Here is a 16630-nt window from a genome sequence, read left to right as displayed (position 1 = left end):
TCGGCGCAGCGCGGGTGGTGTTGAGCCGCACGGGTGAGCTTACGCACCGTCGTCGCCGTGTCTCCCGGCGTGGCCGAACCGTTTCCCCTTCAGTGGCCGCATCCCCGTCCGGATACAAATGATCAACTTGAATACCGCACATACGGCAAATACGGCACCACGCAGCAAACGCGGCCTTCCGGAGGTAGCAGAGATGTCCCACGTCGGCGTCGGACCGCGCGCGGTCATGCGTTCGGTCGCCTTCCTCTCCGCGGGTGTCCTCGCGGTCCCCGCGCTGGCCGGCTGCACCTCCGAGGACCCGGCCGGCAAGCCGCTCGCCGCACAGGACGTCGCCGCCGCGACCCGCGCCTCCGTCTCCGACGGCGGCACCCTGCGCTGGGCCGTGGACTCCGTACCGGACACGCTGAACACCTTCCAGTCGGACGCCGACGCGACCACGACCCGCGTCGCCCAGGCCGTGCTGCCCTCGATGTACCGGATGGACGAGAACGGCAGTCCGGTGCGCAACCCCGACTACCTGGAGTCGGCCGAGGTCGTCGACACCGAGCCCAAGCAGGTCGTCGTCTACAAGCTGAACCAGCAGGCCGTCTGGAGCGACGGCCGGGAGATCGGCGCCGCGGACTTCGCCGCCCAGTGGCGCGCCCTGTCCGGCAAGGACAGCGCCTACTGGACCGCCCGCAACGCCGGCTACGACCGCATCGAGAAGATCGAGCGCGGCGCGAACGACCTCGAGGTCAAGGTCACCTTCAGCCGGCCCTACGCCGACTGGAAGGCCCTGTTCTCGCCGCTGTACCCGAAGGACGTGACGGGCACCCCCGACGCCTTCAACGACGGCGCGCGGCGGTCGCTCAAGGTCACCGCCGGGCCCTTCACGGTCAAGAAGGTCGACACCAAGGCCGACCAGGTCGTCCTCACCGGCAACCCGCGCTGGTGGGGCGAGCCGGCGAAGCTGGACAAGATCGTGCTGCGGGCCGTACCCCGCGACGAGCGCGTCTCCGAACTGGTCGCCGGCAAGCTCGACCTCGCGGAGATCGACCCGGAGACCGCCGACGAGGTCACCCTGGCCGCGGCACCCCGGGACCCGGCCACCGGCGCCCCGCTGATGGGTCCGCAGGGCTCCCCGGCCGCGGGCGCCCCGGGCGGGTCCGCCGCCGAGGCGCTGCGTTCCTGGGCCGTCGCCAACGGCTCCGACGAGGAGGCCGCCGAGGAGGAGATCCTCGCCCGCGAGGAGCGGCGCGAGGCCGAGGCGAAGGCCGCACGCCGGCAGAAGGCGCTGAGCGGCTTCGAGGTCCGCAAGTCCCTGGAACCCGCCTACACCCAGCTCGCCCTCAACGGCTCCGGCGGCCCCCTCGCCGACGAACGCGTCCGCAGGGCCGTGGCCCGCGCCCTGGACCGCGAGAAGCTGGCCGAGGCGGTGCTGAAGCCGCTCGGCCTGCCCGCCGAGCCCGTCGGCAGCCACCTCGCCCTGTCCGGCCAGCCCGCCTACGCCGACGGCAGCGGCGCGCTGGGCGAGCAGAACGCCAAGGAGGCCCGGGCCCTGCTCGCGGACGCAGGGTGGGTGCGCGGCGGCCCGGTGAAGAAGGACGGCGAGAAGGCGGCCGGCGCCGAGAAGGACGAGAAGGACGAGGAGAAGAAGAAGTCCGAGGGCGACGACGACGGCACGTACATCGTCGGCGAGGACAACAAGAACGCGGAGCGCAAGAGCGACGACGGCGCCGACCTGGAAAGTGGCGAGAAGCACAGCAGCGGCAAGAACACCGCTCAGGGCGGCGCCCCCGGCGCCTACGCGCCCAAGGGCACCGCGGCCCCCGCCGGCTCGGCGGCGGCCCCGCTCGCCAAGGACGGCAAGGCACTCACCCTGCGCTTCGTGCTCCCCTCGGGCCCCGGCTCCGAGACCCTGCGGACCGTGGCCGACCGCATCACGGACATGCTGAAGGAGATCGGCATCGGCACCGAGATCACCAAGGTGCCGGACGAGAGCTACTTCAAGGACCACATCGCCGCCGGCGAGTACGACCTGGCGCTCTACTCCTGGCCCGCCTCCGCCTTCCCGGCCACCGACGCCCGCCCCATCTACGCCAAGCCCGTCCCGGCCGCCGACGGCTCCCTGAACGTCGCGCAGAACTACACCCGGGTCGGCACCGACCAGGTCGACCAGCTCTTCGACCGGGCCATGACCACCCTGGACCAGAAGGAGGCCCGGGACCTGCTGCGCAAGGCGGACTCGCGGATCTGGGCCGCGGCCGGCTCCATCCCGCTCTACCAGCGCCCCGAGCTGACGGTGGCCCGCAAGAACCTCGCCAACGCGGGAGCCTTCGGCTTCGAGACGCCGGTCTACGAGGACATGGGCTTCCTCAAGAAGGGCGCCCAGGGCTCCCGTCCCTCCGCCCCGTCCACGTCGTCCTCCTCGTCCGCCTCCTCCTCCTGAACCCTCCCGGCAAGCCGCAGTCTCCGGAGCCCCGTACCATTGGGTGAGGCCGTGGCATGTACCGCCCGGCAGGCCCGCGTGACACGGACGTCCGCGAGGGCCGTCATCACACCCTCCGGGAGTACGCCTCATATGACCGCGTCCACCACGCGTCACGACATCCGCAACGTCGCCATCGTTGCCCACGTCGACCACGGCAAGACCACGATCGTCGACGGAATGCTCAAGCAGGCCGGTGCCTTCGCCGCGCACCAGCTCGACTCCGTCGACGACCGCATGATGGACTCGAACGACCTGGAGCGTGAGAAGGGCATCACGATCCTCGCCAAGAACACCGCGGTGAAGTACCACCCGAAGGACGGCGGGGACCCGATCACGATCAACATCATCGACACCCCCGGCCACGCCGACTTCGGCGGCGAGGTCGAGCGCGGTCTGTCGATGGTCGACGGTGTCGTGCTGCTCGTGGACGCCTCCGAGGGTCCGCTGCCGCAGACCCGCTTCGTGCTGCGCAAGGCGCTCGCCCAGCGGCTGCCGATCATCCTGTGCATCAACAAGACGGACCGCCCGGACGCCCGGATCGACGAGGTCGTCAACGAGACCTACGACCTCTTCCTCGACCTGGACGCCGACGAGGAGCAGATCGAGTTCCCGATCGTCTACGCCTGCGGCCGCGACGGCGTCGCCTCCCTCACCAAGCCCGAGGACGGCACGGTCCCCGCCGACTCCACCAGCCTGGAGCCGTTCTTCTCGACGATCCTGGACTACATCCCGGCGCCGACCTACGACGCCGAGGCCCCGCTCCAGGCGCACGTCACCAACCTGGACGCCGACAACTTCCTCGGCCGCATCGCGCTGCTGCGCGTGCACCAGGGCGAGCTGAAGAAGGGCCAGACCGTCGCCTGGATGAAGCGCGACGGCTCCGTGCAGAACGTGCGGATCTCCGAGCTGATGATGACCGAGGCGCTCACCCGCAAGCCCGCCGAGAAGGCCGGCCCCGGTGACATCTGCGCGGTCGCCGGCATCCCCGACATCATGATCGGCGAGACCCTGGCCGACCAGGAGAACCCGGTCCCGCTGCCGCTGATCACGGTGGACGAGCCCGCGATCTCCATGACCATCGGCACCAACACCTCCCCGCTGGTCGGCCGCGGCGCCACCGGCAAGGGCGCGGACAACAAGGCGGCCGTCAAGGACCGCAAGGTCACCGCCCGCCAGGTCAAGGACCGCCTGGACCGCGAGCTGATCGGCAACGTCTCGCTCCGCGTCCTGGACACCGACCGGCCGGACGCCTGGGAGGTGCAGGGCCGCGGTGAGCTGGCGCTGGCCATCCTGGTCGAGACCATGCGCCGCGAGGGCTACGAGCTGACCGTCGGCAAGCCGCAGGTCGTCACGCGCGAGATCGACGGCAAGGTGCACGAGCCCGTCGAGCGCATGACGATCGACGTGCCCGAGGAGCACATGGGCGCGGTCACGCAGCTCATGGGCGTCCGCAAGGGCCGGATGGACAACATGTCCAACCACGGCTCGGGCTGGGTCCGCATGGAGTTCGTGGTGCCCTCGCGCGGTCTGATCGGATTCCGGACGGAGTTCCTCACCCAGACCCGCGGCACCGGCATCGCCCACTCCATCCACGAGGGTCACGAGCCCTGGTTCGGCACCCTGACGACGCGCAACAACGGCTCGCTGGTCGCCGACCGCTCCGGCGCCGTCACCGCGTTCGCGATGACGAACCTCCAGGAGCGCGGCGTGCTCTTCACCGAGCCCGGCACCGAGGTGTACGAGGGCATGATCGTCGGCGAGAACTCCCGCGCCGACGACATGGACGTCAACATCACCAAGGAGAAGAAGCTCACCAACATGCGGTCGTCCACGGCCGACGTGACCGAGTCGATCGTCCCGCCGCGCAAGCTCTCGCTGGAGCAGTCGCTGGAGTTCTGCCGCGACGACGAGTGCGTCGAGGTGACCCCGGAGGCCGTTCGCATCCGCAAGGTGAACCTGGACGCCCGCGAGCGCGCCCGCGCCGCGAGCCGCGCCAAGCACGGCTGATCCGGCTGCCGCACGGCGGCACACAACGGAGCCCGGGTGCCCCCATCGTGGGGGTGCCCGGGCTTTTTCAACTGGTTTTCCGAGCGCCGGAGGCCCCGCGATGACCCTCCGGGAGGCGCCTTGTGTCCGAAACGCGGAGAGCGACGCCCGATACCCATGTAACACGTCCGTTTCGCGGTCTTCTCGTCCCGAACGGTTTGTCCAGATTTTGGAAGATCCACCCCTGAGCTGTGACTGAATTGAGATTTAAAGACGGTGGTCGGTTCTTCTGCTCATGGCAGATAGTTAGCCGCGTAACGCTCGGGTCAATGGGTCAAGCGCTGTGGGGACAGTGCCCGACTCACGAGCACCAGGGGTCGGCTGAGCTTCCGTCAGGGGTGTCGGAAGCCGGATGAACGCCCCCTCCTGTCGGTGAACACGTGGAGTCATGAGGAGGAGTCCCATGCGCGGTGTCACGAACACCAGGTGGGTCACACGGTCCGTCGCCCGCAACTGCGCACCGTCGGACGGCGACCGACTCTGAGGAGCGGGCCGGCCGCTGAAGTCCGGGCATCCGGCTACGCGCGTCCGGCTGCGGGTTTCCGGTGTCCTCCGGAACGTCCCGACGCTTCTTCATGATCCGTACCGCGATGGCGCACACCCCGCGCCAGTCGCCGGTTCGGCACACCCACACCTGTGAAACGGACGAATTGTGACAAGTCCAATCGACATTGAGGACGGCGGAACCGCAGCCGTCGCCGACGATGCTCCCAAGCCCGCCAAGACGGGGGAGGAGAAGGGTCACGAAGGCCGGTCACCAGGGCAGTTGATGTGGCTCCGGTTCAAACGCGACCGCACCGGGGTGGTCTCCGCCTGCGTCGTGCTCCTCTACTTCGTCGTCGCCGCACTCGCCCCGCTCATCGCGAAGGCGTACGGGAAGAACCCCTACACGCTGTACTCCCGGGAGCCCGAATACCCCTTCCTCCTGGACGACTTCGCCATGCCCTCGGGCTCGTTCGGCGGCATGTCGGGCGACTTCTGGTTCGGCGTCGAACCCAAGCTGGGCCGCGACGTGTTCACCATGCTGCTGTACGGCATGCGCACCTCCCTGTACATGGCCGTGCTCGTCACCACGCTCTGCGTCGTCACCGGCGTGCTCATCGGGATGGTCAGCGGCTTCTTCGGCGGCCGGGTGGACTACTGGCTGGGGCGCGTCACCGACTTCTTCCTGGCCTTCCCGCAGCAGTTGTTCTTCATCGCCTTCATGCCCGTCGTGACCGCGATGTTCGTATCCCCGCAGGACGAGACCCCCACCTACCTCAGAGCCGTGGCCATCACCCTGGTGATGTGGTTCCTCGGCTGGATGGGGCTCGCCCGGCTGGTGCGCGGATCGGTACTGACCCTGCGTGAGCGGGAGTTCGTGGAGGCGGCCAAGGTGTCCGGGGCCTCTCCCTGGCGCATCGTGCGCAAGGAGATCCTGCCGAACATCGTCACACCGATCCTGGTGCAGGCCACCTACATCCTCCCGAGCACCATCCTGTCCATCGCCTTCCTGTCCTACATCGGTGTGGGCTTCGTCGAACCGACCCCGGACTGGGGCCGCATGTTCGCCATCGGTGCCGACGTGTACGAGCAGGACCCGATGTTCATGTTCTTCCCGGGAGTGGCGCTGGTCGTCTTCGTCCTCTCCTTCAACCTTCTCGGCGACTCCGTCCGGGACGCATTCGACCCCAAGACCGGACGCTAACCGTCCATTGGTGGGTGGGGGCGCTGCCACCCCCGTGCCGGGCTTCCGGACCGTCAGGCAGCACTCGTGGACAACTATCGACAGGCAGGTGGATCGGCATCATGAAGCCCATCAGAACCCGCACCACGCGCACGACGCGCGCCATAGCCGTGGCCATCGTGGCCGGCGCGCTGGTGCTGACCGGCTGCTCCGGCGACAACAACGGCGGCGGCAAGGGCAAGAGCGACGCCAAGAACCAGAAGGACGCCGCCGAGCAGCAGGACCCCGTGTCCTACGGCGACGCCGCCGCGTCCAACGGTCCGGCCGAGGACGTCCCCGGCGCGAAGCCCGGCGGGTTCATCAACGTGTACATGCAGTCGGACCTGACCCACCTCGACCCGGGCCAGATCTACGTCAGCGACGCCGGCCAGTTCGCCAACCTGATCCACCGCGGCCTGACGAACTACCAGGAGGACGAGAAGGGCAACCTGACGGTCGTCGGCGACCTCGCCACCGACTCCGGCCAGTCCTCCGACGGCGGCAAGACCTGGACGTACAAGCTCAAGGACAACATCAAGGACGACCAGGGCAACGCCATCACCTCGGCGGACGTCCGGCACAGCATCGAGCGCCTGTACTCGAAGGTGATCTTCGACGGTCCGACCTACATCCAGTCCTGGCTCTCCGGCAACGACTACCGCAAGGCGCTGCCGGACGGCCCCTACAAGGGCAAGCACCTGCCGGACTCGGTGCTGGAGACGCCGGACGACAAGACGGTCGTCTTCCACTTCGACCAGCCGCGCCCGGACCTCCCGCAGGCCCTCGCCATGGCCGGTTACGCCATCGTGCCCGAGAAGCGGGACACGAAGGAGAAGTACGACGACGCCCCCGCGTCCCTCGGCCCCTACAAGATCGCCGAGTACAAACCCGGCAAGTCGATGAAACTGGTCAAGAACGACCAGTGGGACCCGAAGACGGACTCGGTGCGGCACCAGTACGTCGACGGTTACAACTTCACCAGCACCATCGACCAGGCCAGCCAGACCAAGCGGCTCATCGCCGACCAGGGCGAGGCCAAGAACGCCATCCAGTTCACGGACTCGGTCGACCCGGCCCAGATGTCGAAGGTCATCAGCGACCCGGCGACGAAGAAACGTACCATCCAGGGCTACCAGGTCTACGTGTGGCAGCTCACCTTCAACCTGGACCGCCTGAAGGACAAGAAGGTCCGCGACGCGATCACCTACGCGATCCCGAACGAGTCCATGGTCCAGGCGGACGGCGGCCGTTACGGCGGCGAGGTCGCCGGCGGCCTGCTCGCGCCGACCCTGCCGAACTTCGACCCGAAGTACGACCCGTTCGGCAAGCTCAAGAAGCCCAACGGCGACCCGGAGAAGGCCAAGCAGCTGCTGAAGGAGGCGGGTGTCCAGGAGGGCACGAAGCTCACCTACGCCTACTCCAACACCCCGCGCGGCCAGGCCCAGATGGTCATCATCAAGGACGCCCTGGCGAAGATCGGCTTCGATGTCCAGGCCAAGGAGATCGACCGGGCCAGCTTCTACGAGCAGGTCGGCAAGCTGAAGAACCCGTACGACCTCTACATGACCGGATGGGGCCAGGACTGGCCCAGCGCCTCCACGGTCATCACCCCGGTCTACGACGGTGAACTGGTCGCCGACGGCGCGTCCAACTACTCGCACATCAACGACGCCGAGGTCAACGCGCTGATCAAGAAGGCCCTGACGCAGGAGCCCGAGGAGGCGGCCAAGACCTGGGAGGAGGCCCACCACCGGATCGTGGAGGAGATCAACCCGGCGGCCCCGGTCTACTACTCCAAGCAGATCCAGCTCTACGGATCGAACATCGGCGGTGCCCGGTACAGCAACGAGTCGAGCTACATCGACATCAACGACCTGTACCTGAAGCAGCCGTAGCCCGCCGGCCCGGCTGACCGCGGGGGTGCGCGCCGACCGGGGCGCACCCCCACGGGGGTCGTCTCCGTCCGCCGTCGCGTTCCCGAAGAGAGCATCCACCTGCCATGCTTCAGTTCCTCGTTCGCAGGTTGATCGGCGCATGTGTGATCATCTTCCTGATCGGCGCCTTCACCTTCTTCCTGTTCTATACGATCCCGCAGGACTTCGCCGAGCTGTCCTGCGGCCGAAACTGCACCCCGCAGAACATCGAAGTGATCCGCGAGAACCTCGGTCTCGACAAGCCCATCACCTCCCAGTTCTGGGAGTTCATGGCGGGCATCGTGAACGGCCGGGACTTCAGCCAGGGGCACTGCTCCGCGCCGTGCCTGGGGGTGTCCTTCGACACCGGAGAGTTCGTCTGGGACTCGATCCTGGACCGGTTCCCGCTCACCCTCTCCCTGACGCTCGGCGGACTGGTCATCTTCCTGTTCCTGGGCCTCGGCTCGGGTCTGCTGGCCGCCTGGAAGCGCGGCACCGTCGTGGACAAGGCCGTCAGCGGTGCCTCGATCGTCCTCAGCTCGTTCCAGATCTACTTCCTCGGCCCGATCGTCCTCGGCATCTTCGTCTACCAGTCGGGGATCATGGACAACCCGAGGTACGAGCCGTTCACGGAGAACCCGATCGCCTGGATGGTCGGCATGATCATCCCCTGGTGCGTGATGGCCACCATCTTCACCGCCCAGTACACCCGTATGGCGCGCTCGACCATGATCGAACAGCTTCAGGAGGAGCACGTCCGCACCGCACGGGCCAAGGGAATGAAGCAGCGCTACGTCTTCTTCCGCTACGCCTGGCGCGGTTCGCTGATCCCGATCGTCACCATTCTCGGCGTGGACCTCAGCGCGCTGCTGTCCGGGGCGGTGGTCACGGAGTTCACCTTCGACCTCGCCGGCATCGGCCGGCTCGCGGTCGACTCGTCGCTGACCAAGGACCTGCCGGTGACGATGGGCGTCATGCTGTTCGGGGCCTTCTTCATCCTGATCCTGAACATCGTCGTGGACCTCGCCTACGCCTACATCGACCCGCGCGTGCGGCTCAGCTAGGAGAAATCCGTGACCACTTCGACCAGGACCGAAGGCACGCCGGCCCCCACCGGGCCGGAGTCCTTCTTCTCGGTCCGCGACCTCCGGGTGCGGTTCTCCACCGAGGACGGCATCGTCAAGGCGGTCGACGGCCTGTCCTTCGACGTCGAGCGCGGCCGGACCCTCGGCATCGTGGGGGAGTCGGGCTCCGGCAAGTCCGTCACCAACCTCACCGTGCTCGGCCTGCACAACCCCAAGACGACCACGGTCGACGGCGAGATCGTCCTCGACGGCAAGGAACTGGTCACGGCGACCGAGAAGGAGCTGGAGAAGCTCCGCGGCAACAAGGTCGCCATGATCTTCCAGGACCCCCTGACCGCGCTGTCGCCGTACTACACGGTGGGCCGGCAGATCGCCGAGCCGTACATGAAGCACACCGGCGCCTCCAAGAAGGAAGCGCGGGCACGGGCGATCGAGATGCTGACCAAGGTCGGCATCCCGCAGCCGCGGTCCCGGGTGGACGACTACCCGCACCAGTTCTCCGGCGGTATGCGCCAGCGCGCCATGATCGCCATGGCCCTGGTCTGCGACCCCGACCTGTTGATCGCCGACGAGCCGACCACCGCCCTGGACGTGACCGTCCAGGCGCAGATCCTGGACCTGCTCAAGGACCTGCAACAGGAGTTCGGCTCGGCCATCGTCTTCATCACCCACGACCTCGGCGTCATCTCCGACATGGCCGACGACCTGCTCGTGATGTACGCGGGACGGGCCGTGGAGCGCGGCAGCGCCGCCGAGGTGCTGCGCAGCCCGCGGCACCCCTACACCTGGGGCCTGCTGAGTTCGATGCCGCGCCTGGGCGGCAGCCTCGACCAACCGCTCAGCCCGATCCCGGGATCGCCGCCCAGCATGCTCACCCCGCCGTCCGGCTGCCCCTTCCACCCGCGCTGCGCGTTCTCGGGCGAGGTGGGCGGCGACCGGTGCGCCACGGTGCGCCCCCCACTCGGCGAGGGACGCGCCGCGGCCTGCCACCTGACGGCGCAGCAGAAGCAGACCATCTTCATCGACAAGATCCAGCCCCGGCTGCGCTAGGGAGACCGAGACATGAGCGACGAACTCACCCTTCCCGCACAGCAGGGCCCGGCCTCCGCGTCGCCCGAGGTACTGCTGAAGGTCCAGGGTCTGACCAAGCACTTCCCGGTCTACGGGGGCTTCCCGATCAAACGCAAGGTCGGCGCCGTCCAGGCCGTGGACGACGTCGACCTGACCGTCGGCGCGGGCGAGAGCGTCGGCCTGGTGGGCGAGTCGGGCTGCGGCAAGTCCACCACGGGCCGGCTCATCACCCGGCTCCTGGAACCGACCGGCGGGAAGATCGAGTACGCCGGCCGGGACATCAGCCACGCCTCGCGCAGGCAGCTGGCGCCCGTCCGGTCCGAGATCCAGATGATCTTCCAGGACCCGTACTCCTCGCTGAACCCCCGGCAGACCGTCGGAACGATCATCAAGTCGCCCATGGAGGTCAACGGGATCGACCCGAAGGGCGGGCGGGACAAGAAGGTCCGCGAGCTGCTCGAACTCGTCGGTCTCAACCCCGAGCACTTCAACCGCTTCCCGCACGAGTTCTCCGGCGGCCAGCGCCAGCGCATCGGTGTGGCCCGGGCCCTGGCCCTCAACCCGAAGCTGATCGTGGCCGACGAGCCGGTCTCCGCGCTCGACGTGTCCATCCAGGCCCAGGTCGTCAACCTGCTGCAGAAGGTGCAGCAGGAACTCGGCATCGCCTTCCTCTTCATCGCCCACGACCTGGCCGTCGTACGGCACTTCTCGCAGCGCGTCGCCGTCATGTACCTCGGCAAGGTGGTCGAGGTCGGCGACCGGGTCTCCATCTACAGCAGGCCCCGGCACCCCTACACCCACGCCCTGCTGTCGGCGGTGCCCGAGGTGTCGACGGTCGACGAGCCGGAGGACCGCGAGCGCATCCGCCTCGCCGGCGACGTCCCCTCACCGATCATGCCGCCCTCCGGCTGCCGCTTCCGCACCCGCTGCTGGAAGGCGCAGGACAAGTGCGCGAACGAGGTGCCTCCCCTGGTCCGCCTCGAAGGCAACCACGAGGGCCACCTGACCGCCTGCCACTTCCCGGAGGAGCCGACGACCGCGGCCCGCGACGAGGACATCGTCCTGGACCCGGCGCTCACCGCGCTGGAGGACCCGGGCAAGGACTGACACCGCCGCAGCGGGACAGACCGAGGGCCCGCGCCGGGGAGGCGCGGGCCCTCGGTTCCCTGGAAGCGGACGGTCCGGGCTCGGGTCAATGGGCCTTGGACGATCCCTTCCGGGGGCGGTGCCGACAGAAAAGGGGTGTTGTCAGGCGGCCGCCCCGGGGCTCTTGGTGAGACGGGGAGAGGGTACGTCATCCGTCTCGGGGTAGTGACACGCGGTCAGGTGCCCGGCCTTGTTGCCCTCCACCTGGACCAGCGGCGGAGCCTCGGACGCACACTTCTCCGTCGCCTTCCAGCAGCGGGTGCGGAAGCGGCAGCCCGACGGCGGGTTGATCGGCGAGGGCACGTCGCCGACGAGCCGGATGCGCTCGCGGGGCGTGTCCTCCACCGTGGCCTCGGGCACGGCGGAGAGCAGGGCGCGCGTGTAGGGGTGACGCGGGTTGTCGTAGAGGTCGTCGCGATCGGCGATCTCCATGATCTTACCCAGGTACATGACCGCGACGCGCTGCGAGAAGTGGCGTACGACCGCGAGGTCGTGGGCGATGAAGACGAACGCGATGCCCAGTTCCCGCTGCACCTTCTGCAGCAGGTTGACGACCTGGGCCTGGATGGACACGTCGAGCGCGGAGACCGGCTCGTCGGCCACGATCAGCTTCGGGTCGAGGGCCAGGGCCCGGGCCACACCGATGCGCTGGCGCTGGCCGCCGGAGAACTCGTGCGGGAAGCGGTTGAAGTGCTCGGGGTTGAGACCCACGATCTCCAGCAGCTCGCGCACGCGCTTCTCGCGGCCGCCGGCCGGGTTGATGTTGTTGATCTCCATCGGACCGGAGATGATCTTGCCGACCGTCTGGCGCGGGTTGAGGGACGCGTACGGGTCCTGGAAGATCATCTGGATCTCGGACCGGATCGGCGCGAGCGCCCGGCGCCCCGCGTGCGTGATGTCCTGGCCCTTGTAGAGAACCTTGCCGCCGGTGGGCTCCAGCAGGCGCGTGATCAGCCGGCCGGTTGTCGACTTGCCGCACCCGGACTCGCCGACCAGACCCAGGCTCTCGCCCGCGCCCACCGTGAAGTCGAGGCCGTCCACGGCCCGGACCGCACCGACCGTGCGGGAGATCGGGAAGCCGCCCTTGATCGGGAAGTGCTTGGTCAGGCCGCTGACGTCCAGGAGCGTTTCCGCGTTGCTCATGATGGTGAAGTCCTGTCTCTTGTACGTCAGTTGTGCCGGATTGCGGCAGATTCGGCGAACAGCTCCTTGCGCTGCTCCTTGGGCAGGTGGCAGGCGGACCCGCGGCCGTCGAGGACCGCGAGCACCGGCTGCTCCGAGGAGCACAGCCCGCCCCCGACCTTCTCGACGAAGGCGCACCGCGGGTGGAACCGGCAACCGGTGGGCGGGTTGAGCAGCGAGGGCGGCGAGCCGGGAATCGGCTCCAGCGGCACGTCGACCGGTCCGTCCAGGCTCGGCATGGAGCTCATCAGCCCCAGTGTGTAGGGGTGCTGCGGGTCGCGCAGCACCTCTTCCTTCGTCCCGCGCTCCACGCACCGGCCGCCGTACATCACCAGGACGTCGTCCGCGATGTCGGCGATGACGCCGAGGTCGTGGGTGATGAAGACGATGGCGGTGCCGAACTCCTGCTGGAGGTCCTTGAGCAGGTCCATGATCTGCGCCTGGACCGTCACGTCGAGGGCCGTGGTCGGCTCGTCCGCGATGAGCAGCTCGGGGTCGCAGACCAGGGCCATGGCGATCATCGCGCGCTGGCGCATACCGCCGGAGAACTGGTGCGGGTAGTCGTCCACCCGGACCTCCGGCTGCGGGATGCCCACCCGGCGCAGCATCTCGATCGCCCGCGCCCGGGCCTCCTTCTTGGAGGCGCCGGTGTGCTTGCGGTACGTCTCGCCGATCTGCTTGCCGATGGTGTGGTACGGCGACAGCGAGGCCAGCGCGTCCTGGAAGATCATGGCCATCTTGTTGCCGCGCAACCGCTCCAGCTCCCGCTCGGTGGCGGTGAGGAGGTCCTTGTCGTCGAGGAGGATCTCGCCCTCGATCGAGGTGTGGTCCCGGTCGTGCAGGCCCAGGATCGTCAGGTTGGTGACCGACTTGCCGGAGCCCGATTCGCCGACGATGCCGAGCGTCTTGCCCTTGGCGAGGTCGAAGGAGAGCCCGTCGACGGCCTTGACGATGCCGTCCTCGGTGGAGAAGTGGACCTTCAGGTCCCTGACGGAGAGGAAGGGCTGCTGTTCGGTGCTCGTCACGGGGACGCTCCAGGAGGTGATGCGGGGGGTAGCCGGGTGGGGCGGTGGGAGGTGGCGACTACGGCGGAGGTCAGGCGAGCCGGATCCGCGGGTCGATGAGGGCGTAGACCGCGTCGACGATGATGTTGAAGATCACGATGGCGCCGGCCGCCAGCACGGTGACGCCGAGCAGCATGGGCAGGTCGCTCTTGAACACGGACTCGATCGCGAGCCGGCCGATGCCCTGGAGGCTGAAGGTCGTCTCGGTGATGATGGCGCCGCCGATCAGGACACCGAGGTCGACGCCGAAGATGGTGACGATCGGGCCCATCGCGCCGCGCCAGGCGAAGCGGAAGAAGACGTTGCGCTTCGACAGGCCCTTGGCCCGCGCGGTGCGCACGTAGTCCTCGCTGAGCTGCTCCACCATCTGGGAGCGCGTCATACGGGTGTAGTTGGCGGTGAAGATGATCGACAGCACCAGCCAGGGCAGCAGCAGGCCGGACACCCAGGCGACCGGGTCGTCGGTCAGCGGCGTGTACGACGGCTGGCTGAGGATGCCGAGCTCACCGACCAGGAAGAACATCGCGATGTAGCCGACGAAGTAGATCTGCAGCGAGGAGCCGAGCAGCGACACGGAGCTGGCGAACTTGTCCAGGAACTTGCCCTGCTTCGAGGCCGCGAGCATGCCGGCGCCGATGCCGATGATCAGGAAGAAGACGGCCGCACCGAAGGCGAGCGAGAGGGTCAGCGGCAGCCGGTCCATGATCGTGCCGTAGACGGGCTGGCTGTTGGCGAACGAGTAGCCGAGGCACGGCGCGTCGCAGTAGCCGTAGCCGGCGTAGTCGCGGCCCGCGAAGATGCCGGAGAGCCAGTGCCAGTACTGCATGACGATCGACTCGTCGATGCCCAGGTTCTTCCGGATCTGCTCAAGGTTCTCCGGCGTGCAGTTCTTGCCGCAGGACATCATGGCGGGGTCGCGCGGTACGGCGTAGAAGAGCCAGAAGGTGATGGCGCTGATGATCAGCAGGATGACCAACGCACCGAAGACTCGGCGGACTAGGAAGCGGAACATGGGGCGTGACTTTCCGGACGGGGCGCCGTCGCCGGGGTGAGAGGGGGGTGGGCCTCAGGGGGGCGGCCATAAGGGTGGTGGCCGCCCCCCTGTGCGTCTGCGCGCTTACTTCTTGACGTAGAGCTTGCAGAGCGCGATGCAGGTGTTGCCGTAGTCGAACACGACGTTGCCGATCTTCGATCCGTACATCCAGTTGCGGATCGAGTGGTAGTCCGGCACGACCGCCGCGAGCTCCATGATCTGGCGGTCGATGGCGCCCCAGGCCTTGTTGGCCTCCTCCGCGTCCTCGATCTTGGACGCGGCGTTGATCGCCTTGTTCACGCTGGGGTCGTCCAGCTGGGCGTAGTTGCTGCGGCCGTTGCCGATGTTCTCGCCGCTCCAGCACGGGTAGAAGACCGAGTAGCCGTTCGGCCAGTCCGGGCTCCAGCCGGCCGCGAACAGGTCGTAGCCGTTGTCGATCTTGCCGATCTGCGTGTAGAAGGTCGACTTGTCGAGCTGCTTGTTGACGACCTTGAAGCCCGCCGCCTCCAGGGCGTTCTTGATCGCGACGGCCTGCTTCAGCGCGTTGTCCGAGGTCTGGTACGCGATGACCAGCTTCTGGCCGACCTTGCCGGCCTCCTTCAGCAGCGCCTTGGCCTTCTCCGGGTCGCCGCCGGGCTTCTTCTCGACGCCGTACAGGTCGAAGTCCTGGTAGCCGGGGGTCACCGGGCTGAGGATCGTGGTGGCGAGCTCGCTGGAGGAGGCGCCGCCGCGGATCGTCTGCAGCTGCTGGTGCGGCCAGGCCCAGTTGATGGCCTGACGGACCTTGACGTCCTTGATGCGGGTGGTGTTGATCGGCCAGTAGTAGGTGACCGTGTCGACCGCGGTGAGGACGCGCTTCTTCAGGTTCGGGTCGGTGAGCACCTTGGCGATGCGCTCCGGCGCGACCTCGTTGAAGATCGCCATGGCCTGCTGGTCCTCGCCCGAGTCGGCGATGAAGCGGTCGGTGGCGGCCAGCGGCTGGTAGCCGAACCGGAAGCGGTACTCGTCCGGGTAGGCGTTGCGGATCGCGTCCGTCTTCGGGTCCCAGTGCTCGTTGCGCACGTAGGTCAGGGACTTGCCGACGCTGCGCTCCTTGATCTTGTAGGGACCGCAGGAGAACGGGCGCTGGTCGTACTTCTGCTTGGTGTCCTTCGCCTTGGGCACGAGGGAGAAGCCGCGCATGGCCAGCGTGAAGTTGAAGTCGGCGCGGGGCTCGTTGAGGCGGAAGGTGATGGTCTTGCCGTCGATCTCGATGGAGTCGAGGTGCTTGCCCTCGTACGGGCCCTTGTACTTGTCGCCGCCGACGAGGAACTGCTGCACGTAGCGCGGGCCCTCGGTGACGAAGTCGGCGAAGAGGCGCTCGAAGGTGTGGCGGACGTCGTCCATGGAGAGGTCGGAGCCGTCCTCCCACTTCACGCCGTCCTTGATGGTGAACGACCAGGTCTTGCCGCCGTCCTTCACCGTGCCGGCGTCGGTGGCGACGTCGCCGACCAGGGTGCAGCCGCCCTTGTCGTCGAGCTTGTAGCCGGTCAGACCGCGCATGATCGGCACGGTGATGGCGCCCTCGGTGGAGACGTAGATCTGCGCCGGGTCCATGTGGTCCATGTCGAACTGGTCGAGCGAGTGGACGATCCCGCCCTTCACCGCGCCCTTGACCTCGGGCGCCGGACCGGTGGAGTCGGCCTTCGTGCCGACCAGGATCTCGACGGCCTTGGAGCCGGAGACCTTCGGGGCCTCGCTCTTGCCGCCGCCACCCTTGTTGTCACTGCCGCCACAGGCGGTCAGGACCGAGGAGGAGGCCGCGACGACACCGGTCGCTATGAGGAAGTTTCTGCGGGAGAAAGCCATGGTGAACCTACCAAGGGTGGTCATACGGGACGGAGATGGCCGGCCGGACTCCTGTGTACGGACCGGG

11 protein-coding genes are annotated in these 16630 nt (G+C 68.0%); 7 read left to right on the top strand and 4 right to left on the bottom strand.

Features of this window, described 5'->3' with window-relative positions; all coding sequences use genetic code 11:
• Positions 1–193 precede the first annotated feature (193 nt).
• The 7 genes from NI25_RS13700 to NI25_RS13670 all read left to right on the top strand — a co-directional run bounded on the left by NI25_RS13700 (position 194) and on the right by NI25_RS13670 (position 11397).
• Entirely contained in the window at positions 194–2428 is a 2235-nt protein-coding gene (locus NI25_RS13700) for an ABC transporter family substrate-binding protein (protein ID WP_061442719.1), read from the top strand.
• 132 nt (positions 2429–2560) lie between these two features.
• A complete protein-coding gene (gene typA / locus NI25_RS13695) occupies positions 2561–4477 on the top strand; it encodes a translational GTPase TypA (protein ID WP_061442718.1) in 1917 nt (638 codons plus the stop codon).
• A gap of 691 nt (positions 4478–5168) precedes the next feature.
• Positions 5169–6203: an ABC transporter permease gene (locus NI25_RS13690; protein ID WP_061442717.1), complete on the top strand. Its 1035-nt coding sequence runs from the start codon at positions 5169–5171 to the stop codon at positions 6201–6203.
• 101 nt (positions 6204–6304) lie between these two features.
• A complete protein-coding gene (locus NI25_RS13685) occupies positions 6305–8116 on the top strand; it encodes an ABC transporter substrate-binding protein (protein WP_061442716.1) in 1812 nt (603 codons plus the stop codon).
• 104 nt (positions 8117–8220) lie between these two features.
• Entirely contained in the window at positions 8221–9198 is a 978-nt protein-coding gene (locus NI25_RS13680) for an ABC transporter permease (protein ID WP_061442715.1), read from the top strand.
• Positions 9199–9207: 9 nt separating this feature from the next.
• Complete coding sequence (locus tag NI25_RS13675; protein WP_061442714.1) at positions 9208–10269, top strand: ABC transporter ATP-binding protein; 1062 nt, start codon at positions 9208–9210, stop codon at positions 10267–10269.
• 12 nt (positions 10270–10281) lie between these two features.
• Positions 10282–11397: an ABC transporter ATP-binding protein gene (locus NI25_RS13670; RefSeq protein ID WP_061442713.1), complete on the top strand. Its 1116-nt coding sequence runs from the start codon at positions 10282–10284 to the stop codon at positions 11395–11397.
• Positions 11398–11538: 141 nt separating this feature from the next.
• Here the strand turns inward: NI25_RS13670 and NI25_RS13665 are convergent, their stop codons facing one another.
• The 4 genes from NI25_RS13665 to NI25_RS13650 form a co-directional block, all read right to left on the bottom strand.
• The gene (locus NI25_RS13665) at positions 11539–12579 is read right to left on the bottom strand and encodes an ABC transporter ATP-binding protein (protein ID WP_061442712.1); all 1041 of its coding nucleotides are present in this window, start codon (positions 12577–12579) and stop codon (positions 11539–11541) included.
• Between the two features lie 26 nt (positions 12580–12605).
• Positions 12606–13643, bottom strand: coding sequence for an ABC transporter ATP-binding protein (locus NI25_RS13660; RefSeq protein ID WP_061442711.1), 1038 nt, complete (start codon positions 13641–13643; stop codon positions 12606–12608).
• 70 nt (positions 13644–13713) lie between these two features.
• The gene (locus NI25_RS13655; protein WP_061442710.1) at positions 13714–14694 is read right to left on the bottom strand and encodes an ABC transporter permease; all 981 of its coding nucleotides are present in this window, start codon (positions 14692–14694) and stop codon (positions 13714–13716) included.
• 105 nt (positions 14695–14799) lie between these two features.
• Positions 14800–16563, bottom strand: a complete 1764-nt coding sequence (locus NI25_RS13650; protein ID WP_061446912.1) for an ABC transporter substrate-binding protein — start codon at positions 16561–16563, stop codon at positions 14800–14802.
• Positions 16564–16630 lie beyond the last annotated feature (67 nt).

Origin of the sequence: Streptomyces sp. CCM_MD2014 (assembly GCF_000772045.1) — a bacterium.
GTDB classification, from domain to species: Bacteria; Actinomycetota; Actinomycetes; order Streptomycetales; family Streptomycetaceae; genus Streptomyces; species Streptomyces salinarius.
The sequence above is the reverse complement of the archived record's forward strand: the minus strand, read 5'-3'. Positions and strand labels throughout refer to the sequence as shown.

Bases quoted from the DNA above. Each gene is read 5' to 3' on its own strand.
- NI25_RS13700 (WP_061442719.1), top strand. From the start codon at position 194: ATGTCCCACGTCGGCGTCGGACCGCGCGCGGTCATGCGTTCGGTCGCC.
- typA (WP_061442718.1), top strand. From the start codon at position 2,561: ATGACCGCGTCCACCACGCGTCACGACATCCGCAACGTCGCCATCGTT.
- NI25_RS13685 (WP_061442716.1), top strand. From the start codon at position 6,305: ATGAAGCCCATCAGAACCCGCACCACGCGCACGACGCGCGCCATAGCC.
- NI25_RS13680 (WP_061442715.1), top strand. From the start codon at position 8,221: ATGCTTCAGTTCCTCGTTCGCAGGTTGATCGGCGCATGTGTGATCATC.
- NI25_RS13670 (WP_061442713.1), top strand. From the start codon at position 10,282: ATGAGCGACGAACTCACCCTTCCCGCACAGCAGGGCCCGGCCTCCGCG.
- NI25_RS13665 (WP_061442712.1), bottom strand. From the start codon at position 12,579: ATGAGCAACGCGGAAACGCTCCTGGACGTCAGCGGCCTGACCAAGCAC.
- NI25_RS13655 (WP_061442710.1), bottom strand. From the start codon at position 14,694: ATGTTCCGCTTCCTAGTCCGCCGAGTCTTCGGTGCGTTGGTCATCCTG.
- NI25_RS13650 (WP_061446912.1), bottom strand. From the start codon at position 16,563: ATGGCTTTCTCCCGCAGAAACTTCCTCATAGCGACCGGTGTCGTCGCG.